This is a genomic window from Chloroflexota bacterium, from assembly GCA_035652535.1.
Classification (GTDB): Bacteria; Chloroflexota; UBA6077; order UBA6077; family SHYK01; genus DASRDP01.
On the sequence record DASRDP010000130.1, the window covers coordinates 1 to 17668 of the forward strand.

At 66.9% G+C, this 17668-nt stretch carries 20 protein-coding genes and 1 riboswitch; of the genes, 16 read left to right on the forward strand and 4 right to left on the reverse strand.

What is annotated here, in order from left to right; all coding sequences use genetic code 11:
• The 3 genes from VFC51_16555 to VFC51_16565 all read left to right on the forward strand — a co-directional run.
• Positions 1-947 (forward strand): hypothetical protein (locus VFC51_16555; GenBank protein ID HZT08635.1); only part of this gene is annotated, 947 nt, incomplete at its 5' end.
• Positions 944-1663, forward strand: a complete 720-nt coding sequence (locus VFC51_16560; protein ID HZT08636.1) for a tetratricopeptide repeat protein — start codon at positions 944-946, stop codon at positions 1661-1663. The genes VFC51_16555 and VFC51_16560, both read left to right, overlap by 4 nt.
• A gap of 180 nt (positions 1664-1843) precedes the next feature.
• A riboswitch (yybP-ykoY riboswitch) is annotated at positions 1844-2016 on the forward strand.
• A 30-nt stretch (positions 2017-2046) separates the two neighbouring features.
• Entirely contained in the window at positions 2047-2619 is a 573-nt protein-coding gene (locus VFC51_16565; protein HZT08637.1) for a TMEM165/GDT1 family protein, read from the forward strand.
• Positions 2620-2741: 122 nt separating this feature from the next.
• Here VFC51_16565 and VFC51_16570 read toward each other — a convergent pair whose 3' ends face one another.
• Positions 2742-3692, reverse strand: a complete 951-nt coding sequence (locus tag VFC51_16570) for a hypothetical protein (GenBank protein HZT08638.1) — start codon at positions 3690-3692, stop codon at positions 2742-2744.
• A 285-nt stretch (positions 3693-3977) separates the two neighbouring features.
• On the opposite strand from VFC51_16570, the gene VFC51_16575 reads away from it, so the two are divergent.
• The gene (locus VFC51_16575) at positions 3978-4742 is read left to right on the forward strand and encodes a heme-binding protein (GenBank protein HZT08639.1); all 765 of its coding nucleotides are present in this window, start codon (positions 3978-3980) and stop codon (positions 4740-4742) included.
• A 28-nt stretch (positions 4743-4770) separates the two neighbouring features.
• Here the strand turns inward: VFC51_16575 and VFC51_16580 are convergent, their stop codons facing one another.
• Positions 4771-5025 (reverse strand): hypothetical protein, encoded by a 255-nt coding sequence (locus tag VFC51_16580; protein HZT08640.1) that lies wholly within the window; start codon positions 5023-5025, stop codon positions 4771-4773.
• A 267-nt stretch (positions 5026-5292) separates the two neighbouring features.
• Between VFC51_16580 and VFC51_16585 the strand changes: the two genes are divergently transcribed.
• The 12 genes from VFC51_16585 to VFC51_16640 all read left to right on the forward strand — a co-directional run bounded on the left by VFC51_16585 (position 5293) and on the right by VFC51_16640 (position 16855).
• The gene (locus VFC51_16585; protein HZT08641.1) at positions 5293-6291 is read left to right on the forward strand and encodes a dihydrodipicolinate synthase family protein; all 999 of its coding nucleotides are present in this window, start codon (positions 5293-5295) and stop codon (positions 6289-6291) included.
• Positions 6292-7012: 721 nt separating this feature from the next.
• Positions 7013-7936 (forward strand): hypothetical protein, encoded by a 924-nt coding sequence (locus tag VFC51_16590; GenBank protein HZT08642.1) that lies wholly within the window; start codon positions 7013-7015, stop codon positions 7934-7936.
• Position 7937: 1 nt separating this feature from the next.
• Complete coding sequence (locus VFC51_16595; protein ID HZT08643.1) at positions 7938-8804, forward strand: alpha/beta hydrolase; 867 nt, start codon at positions 7938-7940, stop codon at positions 8802-8804.
• A 193-nt stretch (positions 8805-8997) separates the two neighbouring features.
• A complete protein-coding gene (gene selD, locus VFC51_16600; protein ID HZT08644.1) occupies positions 8998-9987 on the forward strand; it encodes a selenide, water dikinase SelD in 990 nt (329 codons plus the stop codon).
• A gap of 10 nt (positions 9988-9997) precedes the next feature.
• Positions 9998-11347 (forward strand): selenoneine synthase SenA, encoded by a 1350-nt coding sequence (senA, locus tag VFC51_16605; protein HZT08645.1) that lies wholly within the window; start codon positions 9998-10000, stop codon positions 11345-11347.
• A gap of 7 nt (positions 11348-11354) precedes the next feature.
• The gene (locus tag VFC51_16610; GenBank protein ID HZT08646.1) at positions 11355-11990 is read left to right on the forward strand and encodes a hypothetical protein; all 636 of its coding nucleotides are present in this window, start codon (positions 11355-11357) and stop codon (positions 11988-11990) included.
• A gap of 6 nt (positions 11991-11996) precedes the next feature.
• Positions 11997-12308, forward strand: coding sequence for a glycosyltransferase (locus tag VFC51_16615; GenBank protein HZT08647.1), 312 nt, complete (start codon positions 11997-11999; stop codon positions 12306-12308).
• Between the two features lie 418 nt (positions 12309-12726).
• A complete protein-coding gene (locus tag VFC51_16620) occupies positions 12727-13671 on the forward strand; it encodes a hypothetical protein (GenBank protein HZT08648.1) in 945 nt (314 codons plus the stop codon).
• Between the two features lie 66 nt (positions 13672-13737).
• Positions 13738-14382: a hypothetical protein gene (locus VFC51_16625; GenBank protein HZT08649.1), complete on the forward strand. Its 645-nt coding sequence runs from the start codon at positions 13738-13740 to the stop codon at positions 14380-14382.
• Between the two features lie 334 nt (positions 14383-14716).
• Complete coding sequence (locus VFC51_16630) at positions 14717-15241, forward strand: hypothetical protein (GenBank protein HZT08650.1); 525 nt, start codon at positions 14717-14719, stop codon at positions 15239-15241.
• A gap of 15 nt (positions 15242-15256) precedes the next feature.
• Entirely contained in the window at positions 15257-15412 is a 156-nt protein-coding gene (locus VFC51_16635) for a hypothetical protein (protein ID HZT08651.1), read from the forward strand.
• Between the two features lie 135 nt (positions 15413-15547).
• Positions 15548-16855 (forward strand): Rieske 2Fe-2S domain-containing protein, encoded by a 1308-nt coding sequence (locus VFC51_16640; protein HZT08652.1) that lies wholly within the window; start codon positions 15548-15550, stop codon positions 16853-16855.
• A 221-nt stretch (positions 16856-17076) separates the two neighbouring features.
• Here the strand turns inward: VFC51_16640 and VFC51_16645 are convergent, their stop codons facing one another.
• Complete coding sequence (locus VFC51_16645; GenBank protein HZT08653.1) at positions 17077-17397, reverse strand: nitrile hydratase accessory protein; 321 nt, start codon at positions 17395-17397, stop codon at positions 17077-17079.
• Positions 17398-17432: 35 nt separating this feature from the next.
• Positions 17433-17668 (reverse strand): nitrile hydratase subunit alpha (locus tag VFC51_16650; GenBank protein HZT08654.1); only part of this gene is annotated, 236 nt, incomplete at its 5' end.

Genomic DNA, 17668 nt, shown 5'->3' on the forward strand with positions numbered 1-17668 from the left:
GACGAGTCGCCCACCCGCCCATTCAGCCAGAACAGGAAGAGCGCGTCGCGCGTACCAGGCCGCCTTCGCGCGCAGGGGCCGATCCCGCACGGTTGGCGCTGATTGTGAGCCTGCAAGAGCGGGAGCACCTGGTGCGAAGCAGCCCCGCGCTCGCCCGCGTGACATCCGAGTCCCGCTTTGCGCTCGAGGGAGTCCATCGCGAGCGTGAATGGTCGGACGCCATCCTCTCGATGGTGACACCGACCAAGGCGGAGCGCGCGCATGCGGAGATCCGCCTGCCTCGCATTTGCGAGACACGGAGCACCGGCATGGCGACCGTCGTCGCATCCCGTGAGTCGCTGGCCGTGCCGATCCAGCTCCGAGCGGAGCGCGAGGAGGTCGGGGACGCCGTGATGCGGCTGTTCGTCCAGAAGGGCGAGGAGACGATGGCAGGCGAACCGCCAGGCGTCGAAGAGGAATCGGTCGGGACGCTTCCCGAGCGGTCCGACCGCGAGTCCTTCGAACGACGTAGGCTCGAATCGGTCCAGCGGGCCACGCAGGCAGCTCCACCCACGAGGCCCGTCAACCAACGTCGGGCCGTGACCGGTGTCACCGGCTCCGCGCCGCTCATCGACGTGGCAGGAGTCTTCCCGTTCGTCAAAAAGCGCCGGCAGCGTGAGTACGACGAGATCCGTCACCAGATCGACCGACTCCAAGCCGAGATCGCCCGTTTGGAGGAGCTGCACGCAACGTGGTTTGCCGATAAGGACGGCGACGATGCCGCGCTCGTGGACGAGCGGGTTATGCGGCTGCGAGAGATGTCGGCGACGGAGGACCTCCAGCGGAAGAACGCGGAGCTGACCGCGCTGCTGACGCGCGCCGCCCTCATGGAGCTTCGCCACCCGGCCCTCACCAGGAACCCGCCGGAACAGCCCGAATCTGATCAGCCGAAAGGGGTCCGCTCATGACGGCAGACGCAAATGACGCCGCGGTCGAGGCGTTCGCAGAGGTTGTACGCCGTTTCGGCGAGGCGACGGAACCGGAAATGCAGCAAAACGTGGGAATGGCGCTCATCAACATGGCCCTCCGCCTGGCGGACCTGGGGCGGACGTCCGAGGAGCTGGACACCTACGAGCAGCTCGTGACACGGTTTGCGGACGCCACCGACCCGGTTCTGAGCGGCGCGGTGTCGCAGGCGCTCCTGAACAAGGGCATTCGCCTTGGCGAGCAGGGCCGCGACACGGAAGCGCTCGAAGCGTACGACGCGGTCATCCAGCGGTGTACGTCCGACTCGGCGCCCGAGCTGCAGCAGCAGGCCGGCATCGCGCTGGTGAACAAGGGAATCCGACTGGGCGACCTCGGCCGTACCGATGAAGAACTCGCCGCGTACGACCAGGCTGTCCGGCGCTTCGGCGACGCCGACGATAACGTGCTCCGTCGCCAGGTCGCGAAGGCGCTGCTGAACAAGGGCATTCGACTCACGGAGTCAGGACGCGAGCACGAATCCATCGAAGCCTACGACGAGGTCATCCGAAGATTCAGCGACGCGGAAGACCAGGATCTCCAAGCGCTCGTCGCGAAGGCGCTGATTGGCAAGGGCGTCCAGCACGCGCGCATGGCAACGCCGCCGCTTGATCATCCCTCTCTCGCCGACCCCGGTGTTGAAGCGACGCCCGCCGAGTAGTGTTACCGCTCTGTGAGCGGACGGTGAAGCGGCGATCAGCGGCGCCGTCGCGCCGCCACGTGTTGCCTCAAAACTTAAACCGACCGGACGGGTGACACGTGTTGCCTCAAAACTTAAACCGACCGGAGGGGTGACATGGATAGAGCAGACATCAGGCTGGTACACTGCTTCCAGCAGCGTCCCGAAGGGGAGTAACTGCCGGTCGCCACGATCGGGGTGGGATCAACACGCTGGGGTTTGCCCCTGGTCCCACCAGCTCGCGCTCGCGAGCCCAGCCAGACCTTCGGTCCACAGCCGCTCGCAAGGCGGTCTGGGTGGGTCGAGGGTCTTTTTTTTCGCCCTCGTTTCCAGACGTAAGCCCACCGTCTGGGGGAGCAACAACTATGGTGGCCTTCGCGCAGGCTCTCGTGTTCATTGGCCTGGCTGAGATGGGTGACAAGACCCAGCTCGTCAGCCTCGCCTTCGCGACCCGCTTCACGGCACGGACAGTCCTTACGGCTATCCTCGTTGCGACACTCCTCGTGCACCTGCTGTCCGTCGGCATCGGCGAGTTCCTCGGCCTCACGCTCCCGCGGTTCTGGATCGGCATCGCGGCCGGCGCAGCCTTTATCGGGTTCGGACTGTGGACGATCCGCGGCGACACGCACGATGACGACGATGGGGGGAATGCGCGCGAACGGTTCGGACCTTTCGCAACCGTCGCAATCACCTTTTTCCTCGCCGAGCTGGGGGACAAGACCATGCTGGCGACGGTGACCATCGCGAGCCAGGTCCATGACTTCGTGCCCGTCTGGCTGGGTTCGAGCCTCGGGATGGTCGTGGCCGACGGTCTGGCCATCCTCGTCGGCTCGGTCCTGGGCCGCCGACTCCCCGCGCGCGCCATCAAGATCGCCGCTGCGTCGATCTTCGTGCTCACGGGGATCGCCACGCTGGTCGCCACGGTCTCCACGGCGTAGCGCAGGCCCGTCGCTTTCCGATCCGTCAGCGCACCGGGCGTGCGCCGCCCGTCGGTTGACGGGCGGCGCACGCGCTCGGGGTGAAGAGACCCGGCAGGCGGAAGCGTCGGGAAGCTTCCGGATCATTCGTCGCCGGACACACCCTCCCCGCGGGTGATGGTGATCGAAGCCAGCGCCGCGGCGGGATTGCTCATTGGCGTCGGGAAGATGAAGCGCGGCGCCTTCTCCGCCCGCTCACACATGAAGACGGCGCGCCGCACCGAGACAACGTCGACGCCGAAGTTCGCGGTATCGAGCGCGACATATTTCGCCGGCTCGTCACCGCCGAGAACCGCGAAGCATTCCTCTACCTCCCGATTGGCGAGGCCAGTCACCGTCGTCGTGTTGCCGGCGGCGGTCAGGCGCAGCTTGGCGGCGGATTCACAAAGGAACGTCGAACGAACGACGCTCATCGTATCGGGCCCGAAGTTCCGGGTTACCAGGGTGAACGGCTGGTTGATGGTCTTCCCCTCGCGAGCTAGGAAGCACTCCGCGACGTAGGGGTTTGTCGGCGGGGTGATGTCGGTCGGCGGCTGCGGGGGCTGCGTCGATCCGACGGGCACCGTGAGTGGCACCTTCGTGGCCTGCTCGCACATCAGCACCGCGTTGCCAGCCCACACCGTGTCGCCCTGAAAATTGCGCGTTGTCAGCCGGTACGGCTTGGATCGACGGTTCGCCTGGTCTTCATTGACCACATAGCAGGCGGAGACTGTCGCCTGATCGTCGCTCGGCGGGGCTAGATTCGCGGGTGGTCCGCCCGCGGGCGTTGGCGCGTATTTCGCGGCTCCCTCGCACATCAGCACCAGCCGCCCGATCCCAACGAAATCGTTCCCGAAATTATCCGTGTGGAGCACCGCGCCGGCGGCAGGATTTTCGCCGTTTCCGACGAGATAGCAGACCGAATTCTGTGGCAGCGGGAGCGGCGGCGCCGTCTGGGCGAGGCTCACGGGCGAAGCGCTGCTATATGCGATCCAGCCACCGACCACGCCGACAGCGGCTGCGGTGGCCGCCAAGATGATCCGAATTGATTGCATGTTTTCCTCCTGTGTCAGCTCGTCGCACGTCGAACGGTGTTCTCGATCGCTCTCGATCTCCCCTCCTTTCGCCGCCGCCTCCCGCACATTTCTCGCGGGGCCCGGCACGCAGATAAGTTCGCCTCGTTTCGTTCCAGCGAGCGCCGCTCGCATCATCTCATCCGGCGAGCCCGCCCGATATAGGACGAAAGTACCCGTACGGAGTTGCCGAGCACGCGCGCTGTGGATATGCTGGGGTCCCCAGTGGGGCGGAACTGATCAACGATGGATAGATGGAGGCTGATCATGCAGTGGTCCCGCACGTGGCTTCCGTTGACGGCGTTGGCGCTGGTCGCGGCCGCGTCCGCGTCGCCCACGCGCGCGCAGCAAGCGCAGACGCCCGGCTGCGCGAGCTTGCCCACCGCGGCGGAACTCCAGGGTCTGCTCCGCGACGCCGCTTCCGGCACGGGAATCAGCGTGAGCCTCGGCCCCGACACGGACGCGGGCGGAATATTCGGCGGCTCGCGCATGTGGGGCGCCATCGTCAATCGGCAGGGCCAGCTCTGCGCGGTCAACACGTCGACCGACGACCCAACTCAGGTTTTTCCGGGTAGCCGGGCGATCGCGGAGGCGAAGGCGTACACCGCGAACGCGTTCAGCCTCGACGACTTCGACCTGCCGACGGCCCGAATGTACACCCTCACCCAGCCCGGCCATTCGCTCGCCGGGCTCAACAACTCCAACCCGTTCGACCCGCGCGCGCTATCGGCGCCGAGTCAGCCGGGAATCGGCGCAAATCAAATCGCGGCCGGGATCATCACGTTTGGAGGGGGCGTGCCCCTCTATCAGGACGGGAGGATCGTTGGCGGGCTGGGCGTAAGCGGCGACACGTCCTGCGCCGACCACGAGGTCGCGAAACGCGCCCGCGACCTCGCCGGACTCAACCCGCCAGACGGGCCGCTCAGCGACGACATCGTGTACGCGGCGGTGGATGGTCCGAGCATGTTTGCCCACCCGATCTGCCCGAACACCAAGCGCAATGGCGTGTTTCTCGGAGACGAGGCGCCTTGAGCCGCACCGGCCAGGGCGTTTGGCTGACTTACGACGCGAGGGGGAGCGCCCAGTCGCCGCGGAGGATCTCTACGAGCGCCTGGCGATATGCGCGTTCGATGCCCGGCGCGCGGCGATAGGCGGTTTCGAGGCTTTTCAGGGCGCGCTGCCGGCGCGCTCGGAGGCATTGGCGAGCCAACTGGCGGACGACTGATCCGTCGAGGGTGATCGCATCGTCGGCGGAGATCCACACGTCGTTGACGCTGTCGTACGTCCAGGTTTGATCGCTTGCTCCCTGCTTCATCGATCCCTCAAATCATCTCAGGGACTCCCTTGTCCCTGATGTCATCGCGCGGCGCTGAGCCGGCCTCGGGGTCCGCGTTGTTATCCTGGTTGCGGGGCGACGGGTCCGTTGCGGAGCGTATCGCGCGGGTAAACGTCTGCTCGAAGGACCACAAAGGTCTACAAAAGCCATACAAAGGCCACAGTCCGAACGCGCCGGCCGCCGCCAGTTGTCACGGGCTGGTCGCTGGGCTAAGATGCCCTCAACTCATGAGGGAGGGTTGCCCGGATGTCCTACGTTCCAGACGAGCTTCACGGGATTTGCGGCATGATGCCCGCGTTTTCGACACCGGATGCAGGATCGCTGACCGCGACCGACACGGTCGACACCGACTCGCTCCGGGATGCCCTGGACCGCGTCATCGAGGATGGCGTCGGGCTCATCGCGACCACGGGCACCTTCGGACAGACGTGGAACCTCTTCTATGAGGAGTTTCAGAAGCTGGTGGTCGCCAGCATCGAGGCAGTGAACAACCGCGTGCCCCTCATGCTCGGCGTCACCTCCGCGAACCCGCGCGATGTCGTGCGCCGGATGTCCTTCGTCCGAGATGTCGGAGGACAGGGAGTCCTCCTCGGGCTGCCCCACTACGAGCCGCTTCCCATACCGGACATCGCCACGTTCTATCGCGAGATCGCCGAGATGTTCCCGGACATCTCGATCATGATCTACCACAACCCGGTCAATCACCACGTTCACATCCCCGTCCACGTCTTCCAGGACCTGGTCAAGCTGCCGAACATCGTGGCGATGAAGGATAGCCATCGCACGCCCCTCGAATTCCAGCGGCTCCATAGTGTGATTCACGGAAAGATCGCGCACTTCGTGAATCAGACCCAGCTCTACCCCTATTACGAGATGGGCGCATCGGGGTGCTGGTCGCACCATATCTGGGCCGGTATCTGGCCGGTGCTTCGCCTCCTCCAGGCCGTCGAGGACGGAGACGTAGAGGCGGCGCGGCGAGTTACGGCGGACATCGCGCCGGGGCTCGGCGGCGCTGGCGAAGAAGATCCGCGCGCCCGCCGCGGGCACCTCTTCTACGAGTACGCCGGATACGTCAACATCGGACCGCCCCGTGCACCGCACGCTTTTGCGCTGCGGGACCCCGTCGAGGCGGCGGCCAACGAGGAGAAAGCGCGGAAGAACGCTGCGCGCTGGGTGGCCCTGTGCGAGAAGTATCGCCCGGAGGTCGAGGCCCGGCGCGCAAGCCGCGTGGCCGTCTCAGCCTGAAACGAAGCGAAAAGGGGGCGCCGGAAGTTCCGACGCCCCCTTTTCGCGCGCCTCAGCGTCCGCAGCCTGCGCAGTTCGACGTGTTCCCGCTGCTCGATACCCTGGCCGGCGCGGTCGCGCCACCGTACTGAGTCGGATACCGACCGCCTGCCGGCCGGGACGGCGCCGATTGTCGTTGGCCGAACCGAGACCCCGCCTTATCGCTCCTCACGCCGGTAACGGCACTGTGGACCGTGCTCGCTGCCGACTCGCAGCGCGGTAACCGTGGCGAACCGGTGAACGAGTTGTCGGATGGCTGAAGCTGAGAGTCACTGCAGTCAATGTGAACGCCGATGTCGAAAAAGCCCGCCGATTCGCACGCCCGAGTGCCGGCATCGTCAGACGTCGACGCGGCGCTCATCGATGAATCGTCGCATTCCTGAGCCGCGGCGGCGCCGACGTGCGAGAGACTGAGGAGTAGTGCCAACAAACCGAGGGTTGCCAAAGCGCGCATGGTGCCTCTCCGAGTGAAAATCATTGGAAATCATACCTCAGCGGCGAACGGCGACCGCCAGCAGGCGCTCGCTGCATGGCGTCGCCCGCTCCGGCGGCCGCGTTCCCGCACAGCAGGTTCTTGACACCTCGACCGACCATCGGGTACTCAGTTGGATACGCGTCGTGTCTCTCGGCGAATACGGCATTCTTCTCCCAGCGCTGACCCGACCCCCCGCGAGGAGGCGAGATGGCAACCATCGTACGCATCTCCACACCGCGCCCGGCCCCCTTCTTCGCTCCGCTCTTCGTCGCGATCGACAAGGGATTCCTCGCCGAGCAAGGACTCGAGGGCGTGATCCAGTACGGCGCGGGACTCGAGGGAATTGCGCGGGGCGACGTCGACTTCACGGCCGGCATGGCGGCCTACAAGGCGTTCCTGGCTGGGAAGCCCGTTCGCCAGATCTGCGGGGTATCGAGTCGCGAGTCCTCGCACGTCCTCATGGCGCGGCCCGGCATCGAATCTCCCGAGCAACTCGCCCACATCCTCATCCCCGGTGGCGGCGGCAATGAGGACCAGGAACGGCGGTTCATCACCGAGCTGACCAACATCCTCGCCCTCCACAAGCTGGATCTCCTCCAGGACGAGATCACGACGCGCAGCGTGCCCGGCTCGCACAAGGAGCAGTGGGACATGCTGAACGACGGGCTCGGGGACGCGGCGACGCTGGGCGCGCCCTGGTCGATCATCGCGGCGAAGGCCGGCTACCGGAGCTTCGGGCACGAGTCAAACTATGCCCCGAGCCCCTCGGGTTCGGGCATCTACTGCACGCCGAAGATGATCGCCGAACGGGAGGACGTGGTTCGCGCTTTCGTGCGGGCATACGTCAAGGCCATGCGGTACTGCATGACCAACGTGGACGGGACCCTCGAGACGCTGCTCAGGTACTCGCGCGACTGGGGCGTCGACAGCCTGGACATCGCGCGCGCGGCCTATGACGAGGTGGCCCCCTACTGGCGGGTCCAGGTGGAAGCCGACGTGCTGGACCGGGCCATGCGGAAGCTATGCGATGAGACCGGTGCGCCCCGCGTGCCGGTGCGTGAATTTCTCCGGACCGAGTATCTCGACGAGGCGCTCGCGAACGACCAGCGAAAGCCCGAAGGGAGGACATGAGATGCCAACCCAGGCCAACGGCGAGCCGTTCGCGGTAGAGGTCCAGGATGTCAAGTATCAGGTGCAAGACGGGAAGGCCTGGCTGGCACGACTGTACCGGCCACTCGGCGAGGGCCCGTTCCCGGCCATCGTCGACGTTCACGGCGGCGCGTGGCACAACGGCGACCGCATGAACAACGTCGGAATCGATGAGGCGCTGGCCGCCCGAGGCATTCTGGTCGCGGCGCTCGATTTTCACCAGCCGCCCGAGGCCGGCTACCCGGCGTCGATCGCCGACGTGAACCTCGGAATTCGCTGGCTCAAGGCGCATGCAGCGGACTTCCATGGCGCGCCCGCGGTCGGGGCCTTCGGCAACTCGAGCGGCGGGCACCAAGTCGTCTTGAGCGCCCTCCGCCCGCGCGACCCGCGATATGCCTCGTTGCCCCTCGAGGAAGGACCTGAGGTCGACGCGACCCTCGCATACGTCATCGCCGGCTGGCCTGTCATCGATCCGCTCTTCCGGTTTCGATTCGCGCAGCGGGAGGATCGGAAGGAGCTGGTCGCCGCGCATCTGGAGTACTGGGGCTCGGAGCAGGCCATGGCGGAGGGAAGCCCGCAGACGGTCGTCGAGGAGGATGAGGGGATCGAGCTGCCGCCGATTCTCATGGTGCTCAAGGAGAACGACGGGAACCACCCCCTGGAGATGCAGGAGCGCTTCATCGCCTCGTATCGCGCGCGGGGCGGCCCCATCGAGGTCGAGACGTTCGTGGGCCTGTCGGAGCATCGGATGCGCCCATCGCCCGACCAGCCGGAGACGATTCGCGCAATCGACACCATGGTGTCCTTCGCCCGGCGCCACACGCCCGGCGTGTCGGCTGCCCTCACGTAAGCCCCCGCGCATCGATCCGGCTCGGGCAGCACGACGATGGTCAGCGAGCGCGCCGACGAATCCGGTATTCTTTGTTCGCGCGGCGCCGAGATCGACGGGGCCGCGACCACCCGACGAAAGAAGGTGTCCGATGGCGAGCACGGAGCACGTGCGGCTCACGAGCCTGGCCCACTGCTCGGGCTGAGCGTCGAAGATCGGCGCTGCCGATCTCGCCCACGTGTTGGGCGGCCTCCCCCTTCCAACAGATCCCAATCTCCTCGTCGGGTTTGCGACCAGCGACGACGCGGCCGTCTATCGGCTATCGGACGAGCTTGCCCTTGCTCTGACCATCGACGTGTTTACGCCCGTGGTGGACGATCCCTACTCGTTTGGCGCCATCGCGGCTGCGAACGCGCTCTCTGACGTCTACGCCATGGGAGCGAAGCCCATCGCGATGCTCAGCTTCGCCGGCTTTCCACGGGATCAGCTTCCCTGGAGCGTGCTCGAAGAGATCCTCCGCGGTGGAGCCGAGAAAGCCCGCGAGGCGGGTGTCGACGTGGTTGGCGGCCACACGGTGGACGACCCGGAGCCGAAGTGCGGTTATGCCGCCATCGGAACGGTGGACCCTCGCCGGATCGTCACGAACTCGGGCGGCCAACCGGGCGACGCGCTCATCCTCACCAAGCCGCTCGGCTCGGGCGTGCTGAGCACCGCGCTGAAACAGGGCCTCCTCTCGGACAGCGAGATCGACCGCGTCACGCAGGTGATGGCGGCGCTCAACCGCGCCGCGTCCGAAGCGATGCTGGACGCGGGCGCGCACGCCTGCACCGACATCACCGGATTCGGCCTCTTGGGGCACCTGCGCGAGATGGCCCTCGCCAGCGGCACCGCCGCCGAGGTCCACGCGGCGTCGGTTCCGGTCCTGCCGCGCGTCCGCGAGCTCATCGCCGAGGGCGTCGTGCCTGGCGGCAGTCGTGCGAACGAAGAGTTCCTCGAACCGTTCGTCAATTGGTCTCGCGGCGTGGATGCTGAGACGCGGACCGTGCTCGCCGACGCCCAGACGTCCGGCGGACTGCTGATCGCCGTGTCGCCGGATCGCAGCGAAGACCTCCTGCGAGAGCTTCGCCGGCGGGGGGTCGACGCGGCCCTCATCGGCGCGCTCACGACGGGAACGCCCGGCGCCATCTCCGTCGAGGAAGGGTAGCGCAATCACGCTGTCGACGTCGCCGCCGACCACCGCCGAAGAGGTCGTCGCCCATCTGGAAGAAGCGCGGATGCGCACCCTCGAGCTGGTGGACGATCTGTCCGACGAGCAGATGATCGGCCCATTGATGCGCATCGTGAACCCGCCGTTGTGGGAGATCGGCCACGTCGCCTGGTTCCAGGAGAGGTGGGCCCAGCGCCACCTGCGCGGCCGGGCGCCGATTCGCGCGGATGGCGATTCCCTCTACGACTCGGCCGCGGTCGCTCACGACACGCGCTGGGACCTCATGCTCCCCACGCGCCGCGACACCCTCGCCTACATGGAGCGCGTCCTGCGCGAGAGCCGAGAATTCCTCGAACGGGCGCCATGGACCGATGACGTTCGGTACTTTCACGTGCTCCCGCTCCTCCACGAGGACATGCACGACGAGGCCCTGACCTACACCCGCCAGACTCATGGGTACCCAGCGCCTCAACTTGGCGTACCGACGGGAGACGAGGGCGCAGGAGCGGCCGGCCCCTGGCCGGGGGATGCCGAAGTGCCGGGCGGGTCCTTTCTCATCGGCGCCGAGCCAGGGGACTCGGGACAGTATGCCCGGGACGGCGCGTTCGTGTTCGACAATGAGAAATGGGGCCACGTGGTCGAGGTTCGGCCGTTCCACATCGCGCGGGCGCCCGTGACCCAGGGCGAGTTTGCGGCGTTCGTGGACGATGGCGGATATCGGGACCGCCGCCACTGGAGCGATGCCGGCTGGGCCTGGCGCACGAGCGTAGACGCGCAGCATCCCGTGTACTGGCAGTCCGATGGCCCGACGCGCTGGCTCCGCCGCGTGTTCGACCAGACGGTCCCGCTGGAACCCCATAGACCGGTCATCCACGTGTGCTGGTACGAGGCCGACGCGTACTGCCGGTGGGCCGGTCGCCGCCTGCCGACAGAAGTGGAGTGGGAGATGGCCGCGTCCGCGGAGCCGAGTGGGAACGGCGCCGGACCCGCGAGATGGCGACGCCGGCGGTTCCCGTGGGGCGACGAGCCCCCGACTCCCGAGCGCGCGAACCTGGACTGGCGCGCGCGCGGCACGGTCGACGTGGCCGCCCTACCGGCCGGCGATAGCTTTTTCGGCTGCCGGCAGATGATCGGCAACGTATGGGAGTGGACGGCGGACTGGTTCGGACCCTTTCCGGGCTTCGTGCCCGATCCGTACAAGGAGTACTCCCAGCCCTGGTTCGGGAACCACAAGGTCCTTCGCGGCGGGTGCTGGACCACGCGCAGCCGCCTGATCCGCAACACGTGGCGCAACTTCTACACGCCGGACCGACGCGACGTCTGGTGCGGCTTCCGCACCTGCGCCGCGGACGATTGAGCCCGCTATGGACGTCACCGTCGTCACCCCCGAGCTGCCGGAGGCGCGCGCCGGAAACTGGATCACCGCCGCCCGGTATCGGCGGATTCTCGAGGGGCTCGGCCATCGCGTTCGGCTCACGACGGCGTACGACGGTGCAGCGTCCGACGCGCTCATCGCGCTGCACGCCCGCCGCAGCCATCCGTCGATCCGGCGCTTCGCCGATGAGCGGCCGAACGCGCCGCTGATCGTCGTCCTCACCGGAACCGATCTCTACCGCGACATCCGCACGGATCGCGACGCGCAGGCGTCGCTGGACCTCGCCCAGCGGTTGGTCGTGCTCCAGCGCATGGGACTGGGCGAGCTGGGTGAAGAGCATCGAGCCAAGGCGCGGGTCATCTATCAGTCGGTGTCCGCGTGCCGCGCGAACGGCGCACACCCGCCCAGCACGTACTTCCGCGTGGCGGTCGTCGGCCACCTTCGCCCGGAGAAAGACCCGATGCGCGTCGCCCTCGCCGCGCGGCGCCTGCCGCCGCGATCGCGGATCCGCATCACGCACGTGGGCGGCGTCCTGGACCCCGAGCTGGGGAGGCAGGCGCAGGAGGAGAACGCGCGGGGCGGCCGATATCGCTGGGTCGGCGGCGTGCCCCACTGGCGCGTCTGACGGCTCATCGCCGGGAGTCACGTGCTGACTCAAACGTCGCTGATGGAGGGCAGCTCCAACGCCGTGTGCGAGGCGCTGGTCCTCGGGACACCCGTCATCGCCTCGCGCGTCAGCGGGCTGATCGGCACGCTGGGCGAGGACTACCCGGGCTACTTCACGGTCGAGGACGAGGCCGAATTGGCGGACGTGCTGCTGCGAGCGGAGATGGATCCGGACTTCTACGCGGAGCTCGCGCGTCGAGGTCGCCAGGCCGCGGCGCTCTTGGCGCCCGAGCGCGAGGCCGAGGCATGGGCGTCGCTCCTCGCGGAGCTGAGCTGACCGCGGTCCGTGCGCGACGCTCGATTGGCTCGTGAGTTCCGCGCTGCTCCCTCGCGTGGGCTCGGACGAGCCAAAAGCCCGGAGCGGGCAACCGACTGTCACAAAAGTGTAACAAGGAATCCTCTCGACGCTCGACGGACCGGGAATCATAATGCATCGAAATGTGATCGACCGTAGCGAAGAGGCGCCGGTCCTGTTAAGAAAAGAGGAGTTCAGATGCGCACGGATCGCGTGACTTGGCTCGGGTTGAGCATTTTCGCTGCGCTGCTTGTGTTCGCCGCAACGGAATCGTTCGGTCAGGTCGCCTCGGTCGGGCCGAACCCGCTATCAGGCAAGACCGCCCCCCCCCCCCCCGCCGCCCCGTCCCAGCACTCTGCCTCCTATTTCTGATCCCGCATACAGGGCGTTCGCCAGATCGATGCCCTACTGCAATCCGGGGGAAACGTTCCGTCCGAGCGCGTGGCCGGGGATCTCGGGCTGCATCATCCACGGCGTGCCGATGCCACGGCCCGGTACAAGCCGCGCTGCCGCCACATCGATCCCGCCGCACGTAGCCCTCGGGCCGCGGTTGGCCTTTGCCGATGACCAAGGGGCCCTTTCGCCCACAGCCCCGAGGCACGAGTGTTGCCAACGCGCGTCGATCGCCACCGGCGATGCATTCATCGACGCAGCTGACGAGCTGCCGACCTCCGACGTCGGCACGAACTACGGCGCATTCCTGTCCCTGCTCACTCCACCGGGCCCGCCAACCAGGGTAACGCTCTGCGCACAGCTAATAAACGATTGTGGGGCACTCGGGTCATTGTTCAACAACATGCCCACGGCCTTTCCAGGCGGGAACGGGGCCGAGGTGGGCTGGGTGTATCCCGATGCCACTCAGGAACACGGAAGCTACGGGTTTTGTGAGCAGGGCGAGCTCTACTTCTTCACGGATAATGGCGACGGCAACTTCCTTTGCGTCAATCTGGTGACGCTGAGCTGGAACAGCTGGTACAACGTGACGGACTTGAACGTGGGCGGCGGGGCCTGGATCCAGTATGCCGAGTGGCCCACCGGAAGCGGCACGTGGTTTGCTATTGGTCGGATCGACGGATTGCAGGACCAATCGACCGGATTGGATCCTGGCATCGAGTTTAGGGAAAACAGATACATCGGCTCGTTCTACTCAGGCTTCGCAAACCTGTATCAGATGCGCACCCAAAACGGCCCCCTCGAGATCGTCGGGCCCCGGGACTTCGGGCATGACTGTCACGCGCAGCCGACGGGCAATCAGTGCGCGTACACCGTCAACAACAGCACCCTGTACGCCTACCTGGACTGCTCATGGTGCGCCCGGCACTCCGCGTTCCTTGCCGGCCGATAGCACGGCCTGAGCTTGCGCAAGGTGGGGCAAAAAGTCAGCAGCCATCACAGTGGGTCGGAGGATCCAATGTTCCGGCGACCAGTTCGATCTCTGCCACGAGTTACGCTGTTCGCGCTGCTGCTCCTGGCCGTAGGCGCCACTCCGTCCAGCGGCCAGACGCCAATCGCGGGTTCGGGCCTGACGCTAACAGCCCTGGGCAATCGTCAGGTTCGGCTCACCTGGCAGGCCGGCGAGGGGCAAGCCTACTTCAAGCTGACGCGCATCGCCGAGAGCGGGGGCTCGATCGTCTCGCTTGGGCCAGCCGAAACCACGTTCACCGATTCTCTCCCAATCGGCAGCAACGTCATGTGCTATCAGCTACACGCGTACGCTCCATCGGGAATACAGATCGCCCGGTCATTCGTCCAATGCTTCATCCCGTTTGGCGGCTACGCCATGGGCTTTGCGATGCAGTACAACCCGTCTGTCGTGCCCTCCGAGCTTTGCCCGTGCCCGCCACCGCCGACGACGAACGTGTCGTGGAGCCCCGTCCCGGCCGCCGCGGGCTATGCCTTGCTGCCCCTCGGTACCACGCGACTACAGGTCCTTCCCGGGGGGAGTACTGGCACGATGGACGTCCCGGGCGACTGGCCCGTTTGTTACGTTGCAGCGCCGTTCAACAGCTCCGGCTTGATGGGCCTCAGCGACATTCTGTGCGGGGTCCCGCACTGAAGTAGGCGGGTCACGCCGGTGCCGGCACGAATTACGGTCCGCTCGTGTCCCGACTATTTCCCCTCGGCCCGCCTGCGAGGGAGTCACTATGCAGACTGTTCATGGTGCGCCCAGCACTCTGCCTTCCTGGCCGGCCGATAGCACGGCCTGAGCTTGCGCAAGGTGGGACAAGAATCCAGCAGCCGTCACAGCGGGTCGGAGGATCCAATGTTCCGGCGACCAGTTCGATTTCTGCCACGAGTTACGCTGTTCGCGCTGCTGCTCCTGGCCGTAGGCGCCACTCCGTCCAAGCGGCCAGACGCCAATCGCGGGTTCGGGCCTGACGCTAACAGCCTTGGGTAATCGTCAGGTTCGGCTCACCTGGCAGTCCGGGACAGGGCAGGCCGCCCTGAGGTTGATACGCGACACCGAACATGCCACGTCAGCCGTCTCCCTTACATCAACCGACACAGCCTACACCGACGCCCTGCCCATCGGGACCAATCGGGTCTGTTATCAACTGCTCGCCCTCAATCAGGCCGGACTGGCCATCCAGAGGTCCTTCGCCCAGTGCTTCATCCCGTTTGGCGGCTACGCCATGGGCTTTGCGATGCGGTACGACCCCTTGGTGGCGCCTCCCGAGCTGTGCCCGTGCCCGCCGCCGCCGGAGGCGATCATATCTTGGAGCCCTGTCCCCTCCGCCGCGGCCTATGCCTTGCTACCCCTCTGGACGACCCGCCTACAAGTTCTCCCGGCTGACAGCACGGGCACTGTCGATTCCCCGGGCGCCCAAACCGTGTGCTACGTCGCGGCGCCGGTCAACAGCTCCGGCTTGATGGGCCTCAGCGACATTCTGTGCGGGGCCCCGTTCGGATCTTGATGGGGCGAGTACTGGATCGTCGACTGGCAAGATCAGTCGGTCCAGATCTGCCGCCGAGCCAGCGATCGGCTCCAGATCGCCGTGACGTTGACGGCCGAGGACATGCTGACCTCGCCCATGCTCCCGGGATTTGGCCTTGCCCTCACCCAGCTCTTCGCGCCGCCCCTTTGACCCCCGGCAAACCTTTGCCCGCGTCTGCCCGCAGCGCTTGACGCGCGACCGCCGCACGCCGTAGCGTGGCGTTGGAGGACCGGCGCGGGTCCGGGCCGAATTGCACCACTCTGAGCGATCGCGGGGGAGCGGACCATGCTGAGCGCGGAAGACAACGAGCTGCTCACGCGGACCGGGCCAGGAACCCCGATGGGGGCGCTGATGCGCGAGTACTGGATCCCGGCCCTCATGTCGGCCGAGCTCCCCAACCCCGCCGGACCTCCCGTCCGAGTTCGTCTCCTGGGCGAAGATCTCATCGCCTTCCGCGACAGCACCGGGCGCGTGGGCCTGGTTGGAAACCACTGTCCACACCGCGGCGCGTCCCTCTTCTTCGGTCGGAACGAAGAGGGCGGGCTCCGCTGCGTCTATCACGGGTGGAAGTTCGACACGGCCGGCCGTTGCGTCGACATGCCGAACGAGCCGCCGGAGAACAACTTCAAAGACAAGATTCGCCACACCGCGTACCCGTGCGTGGAGCGCGGCGGCGCGATCTGGACCTACATGGGACCGCGCAACGCGCCGCCGCCCCTTCCGGACCTCGCGGCGACGAAGCTCCCGAACCAGCGCCGCCTGCTCTGGGCCGCGCTCCGATCGTGCAACTGGGCCCAGGGCCTCGAGGGCGAGGTGGACACCAGCCACTTCGGGTTCCTCCACGCCATCATCGACCCCTCCCACAGGCCCACACCGGGCACCTTCGAGTACTACATGGTCCGCGACCGCAGCCCGCGCTACGCGGTCGCCGAAACGGAGTACGGCGCGGTGTATGGCGCGTATCGAGAGGCCGAACCCGGCGCGCACTACTGGCGTATCGCCCAGTTTCTGCTCCCCTTCTTCACCATGGTGCCAACCGGCGTGCTCGGCGAGCAGACGATCGTCCGCGCCTGGGTGCCCCTCGACGACGAGCACACCATGTTCTGGCACTTCTCGGAGATCACGGATCCCGCCGAGGCCAAAGCGCGAGAGGGACGGCCGGCCGAGTTCCTCGTCGGCCGGGGCGAGGTGCTGCCGAACACATCTGACTGGCTGGGGCGCTGGCGGCTCGCGGCCAACCGCGAGAACGACTATCGCATCGATCGGGCGGCTCAGCGCACGCGGAGCTACACGGGCATCCCGGGGATCCACGTCCAGGACCAGGCCATCACCGAGAGCATGGGCCCGATCTACGACCGCCGCGAGGAGCACCTGGGCACGAGCGACACGATGGTCATCAAGGTGCGCCAGCGGCTCCTGAGCGCCGTCAAGGCGCACCGCGACCGCGGCGAGCTTCCGCCGACGGTGGACAATCCCCGCCTCTACGACGTGCGCTCGGGCGGCGTCATCCTCAAGCAGGGCGAAGATTGGCTCGCCGTCACCGAGCGCGCGCGGGCCGGGGGCGACCCAGGGACCTCCGTCGCTGTGGACTGACTACCTGCAGTTCGGACGGGGAGTGATGCGTGGCGCGTGAGGCTCACGAGAACCCCAATCTTCGAGCGCGCTTGCCAACTCGGCACAGCTCTTCGCTGTCACCTTCGGCCCAAAGACAGGAAGCGCAGGAATGCGCCCCCACCAGGAACCCGTCGGGCGCCTGCTCGACCTCGGCATGCTGCGGTCCAACCAGAACCGAGAAGCTAGCGTGACAAGAGAGCTCACCGCCCGTGCGGCACCCAGTCGTCGTCGCGGACACCCCGCGCGTATTCGTCGGTCCGCGCGTCCAGCTCGTCCCTGGTGACGATCCCCTTCCGCAGGAGGACCTCCTCCAACGACGCCAGCCAGCGCTCGTAGTAGCTCGAGCTGCGCCCGGCGGATTCGTCCGCCGCGATCTGCTCCACCAGGGCATCGCGAAAGGTCCGCCATGGGTAAACGTCGTGCTCGTTCAGGGCCACCGCGATGCCGAAGGCGCGCCCCTCCCAGGGCGCTTCGAACACCAGCTCGCCGTTCGAGCGCGGCAGCGCGCTTTCGCCTTCCATCCCCGTGACCTCGGGGTTCGGGTCGCGAGCCACGGCTATCGCACCAGGGCTGGCGCCTGCACGCGGGTCACGCCGATCATCGCGTCACGCGTCACCAGCGCCGCCAGCTCCGGATCGCTCATGCCCTCGGTCCCGCTCGGGCGCTCCGGCAACACCATGTACCGCACCTCGGCCGTGCTGTCCCACACGCGCACCTCGACGTCGTCGGGAAGCTCTGTCCCGAACTCGCGCAGCACGGCCCGGGGCTCGCGCACCACGCGTGAGCGATACG

Excerpts from the sequence above, each read along its gene's own strand:
- VFC51_16570 (HZT08638.1), bottom strand. The coding sequence starts at position 3,692 with ATGCAATCAATTCGGATCATCTTGGCGGCCACCGCAGCCGCTGTCGGC.
- VFC51_16585 (HZT08641.1), top strand. The coding sequence starts at position 5,293 with ATGTCCTACGTTCCAGACGAGCTTCACGGGATTTGCGGCATGATGCCC.
- VFC51_16645 (HZT08653.1), bottom strand. The coding sequence starts at position 17,397 with ATGGAAGGCGAAAGCGCGCTGCCGCGCTCGAACGGCGAGCTGGTGTTC.
- VFC51_16580 (HZT08640.1), bottom strand. The coding sequence starts at position 5,025 with ATGAAGCAGGGAGCAAGCGATCAAACCTGGACGTACGACAGCGTCAAC.
- VFC51_16575 (HZT08639.1), top strand. The coding sequence starts at position 3,978 with ATGCAGTGGTCCCGCACGTGGCTTCCGTTGACGGCGTTGGCGCTGGTC.
- VFC51_16625 (HZT08649.1), top strand. The coding sequence starts at position 13,738 with ATGTTCCGGCGACCAGTTCGATCTCTGCCACGAGTTACGCTGTTCGCG.
- VFC51_16565 (HZT08637.1), top strand. The coding sequence starts at position 2,047 with ATGGTGGCCTTCGCGCAGGCTCTCGTGTTCATTGGCCTGGCTGAGATG.
- VFC51_16560 (HZT08636.1), top strand. The coding sequence starts at position 944 with ATGACGGCAGACGCAAATGACGCCGCGGTCGAGGCGTTCGCAGAGGTT.
- VFC51_16595 (HZT08643.1), top strand. The coding sequence starts at position 7,938 with ATGCCAACCCAGGCCAACGGCGAGCCGTTCGCGGTAGAGGTCCAGGAT.
- VFC51_16610 (HZT08646.1), top strand. The coding sequence starts at position 11,355 with ATGGACGTCACCGTCGTCACCCCCGAGCTGCCGGAGGCGCGCGCCGGA.
- VFC51_16590 (HZT08642.1), top strand. The coding sequence starts at position 7,013 with ATGGCAACCATCGTACGCATCTCCACACCGCGCCCGGCCCCCTTCTTC.
- VFC51_16640 (HZT08652.1), top strand. The coding sequence starts at position 15,548 with ATGCTGAGCGCGGAAGACAACGAGCTGCTCACGCGGACCGGGCCAGGA.
- VFC51_16620 (HZT08648.1), top strand. The coding sequence starts at position 12,727 with ATGCCCTACTGCAATCCGGGGGAAACGTTCCGTCCGAGCGCGTGGCCG.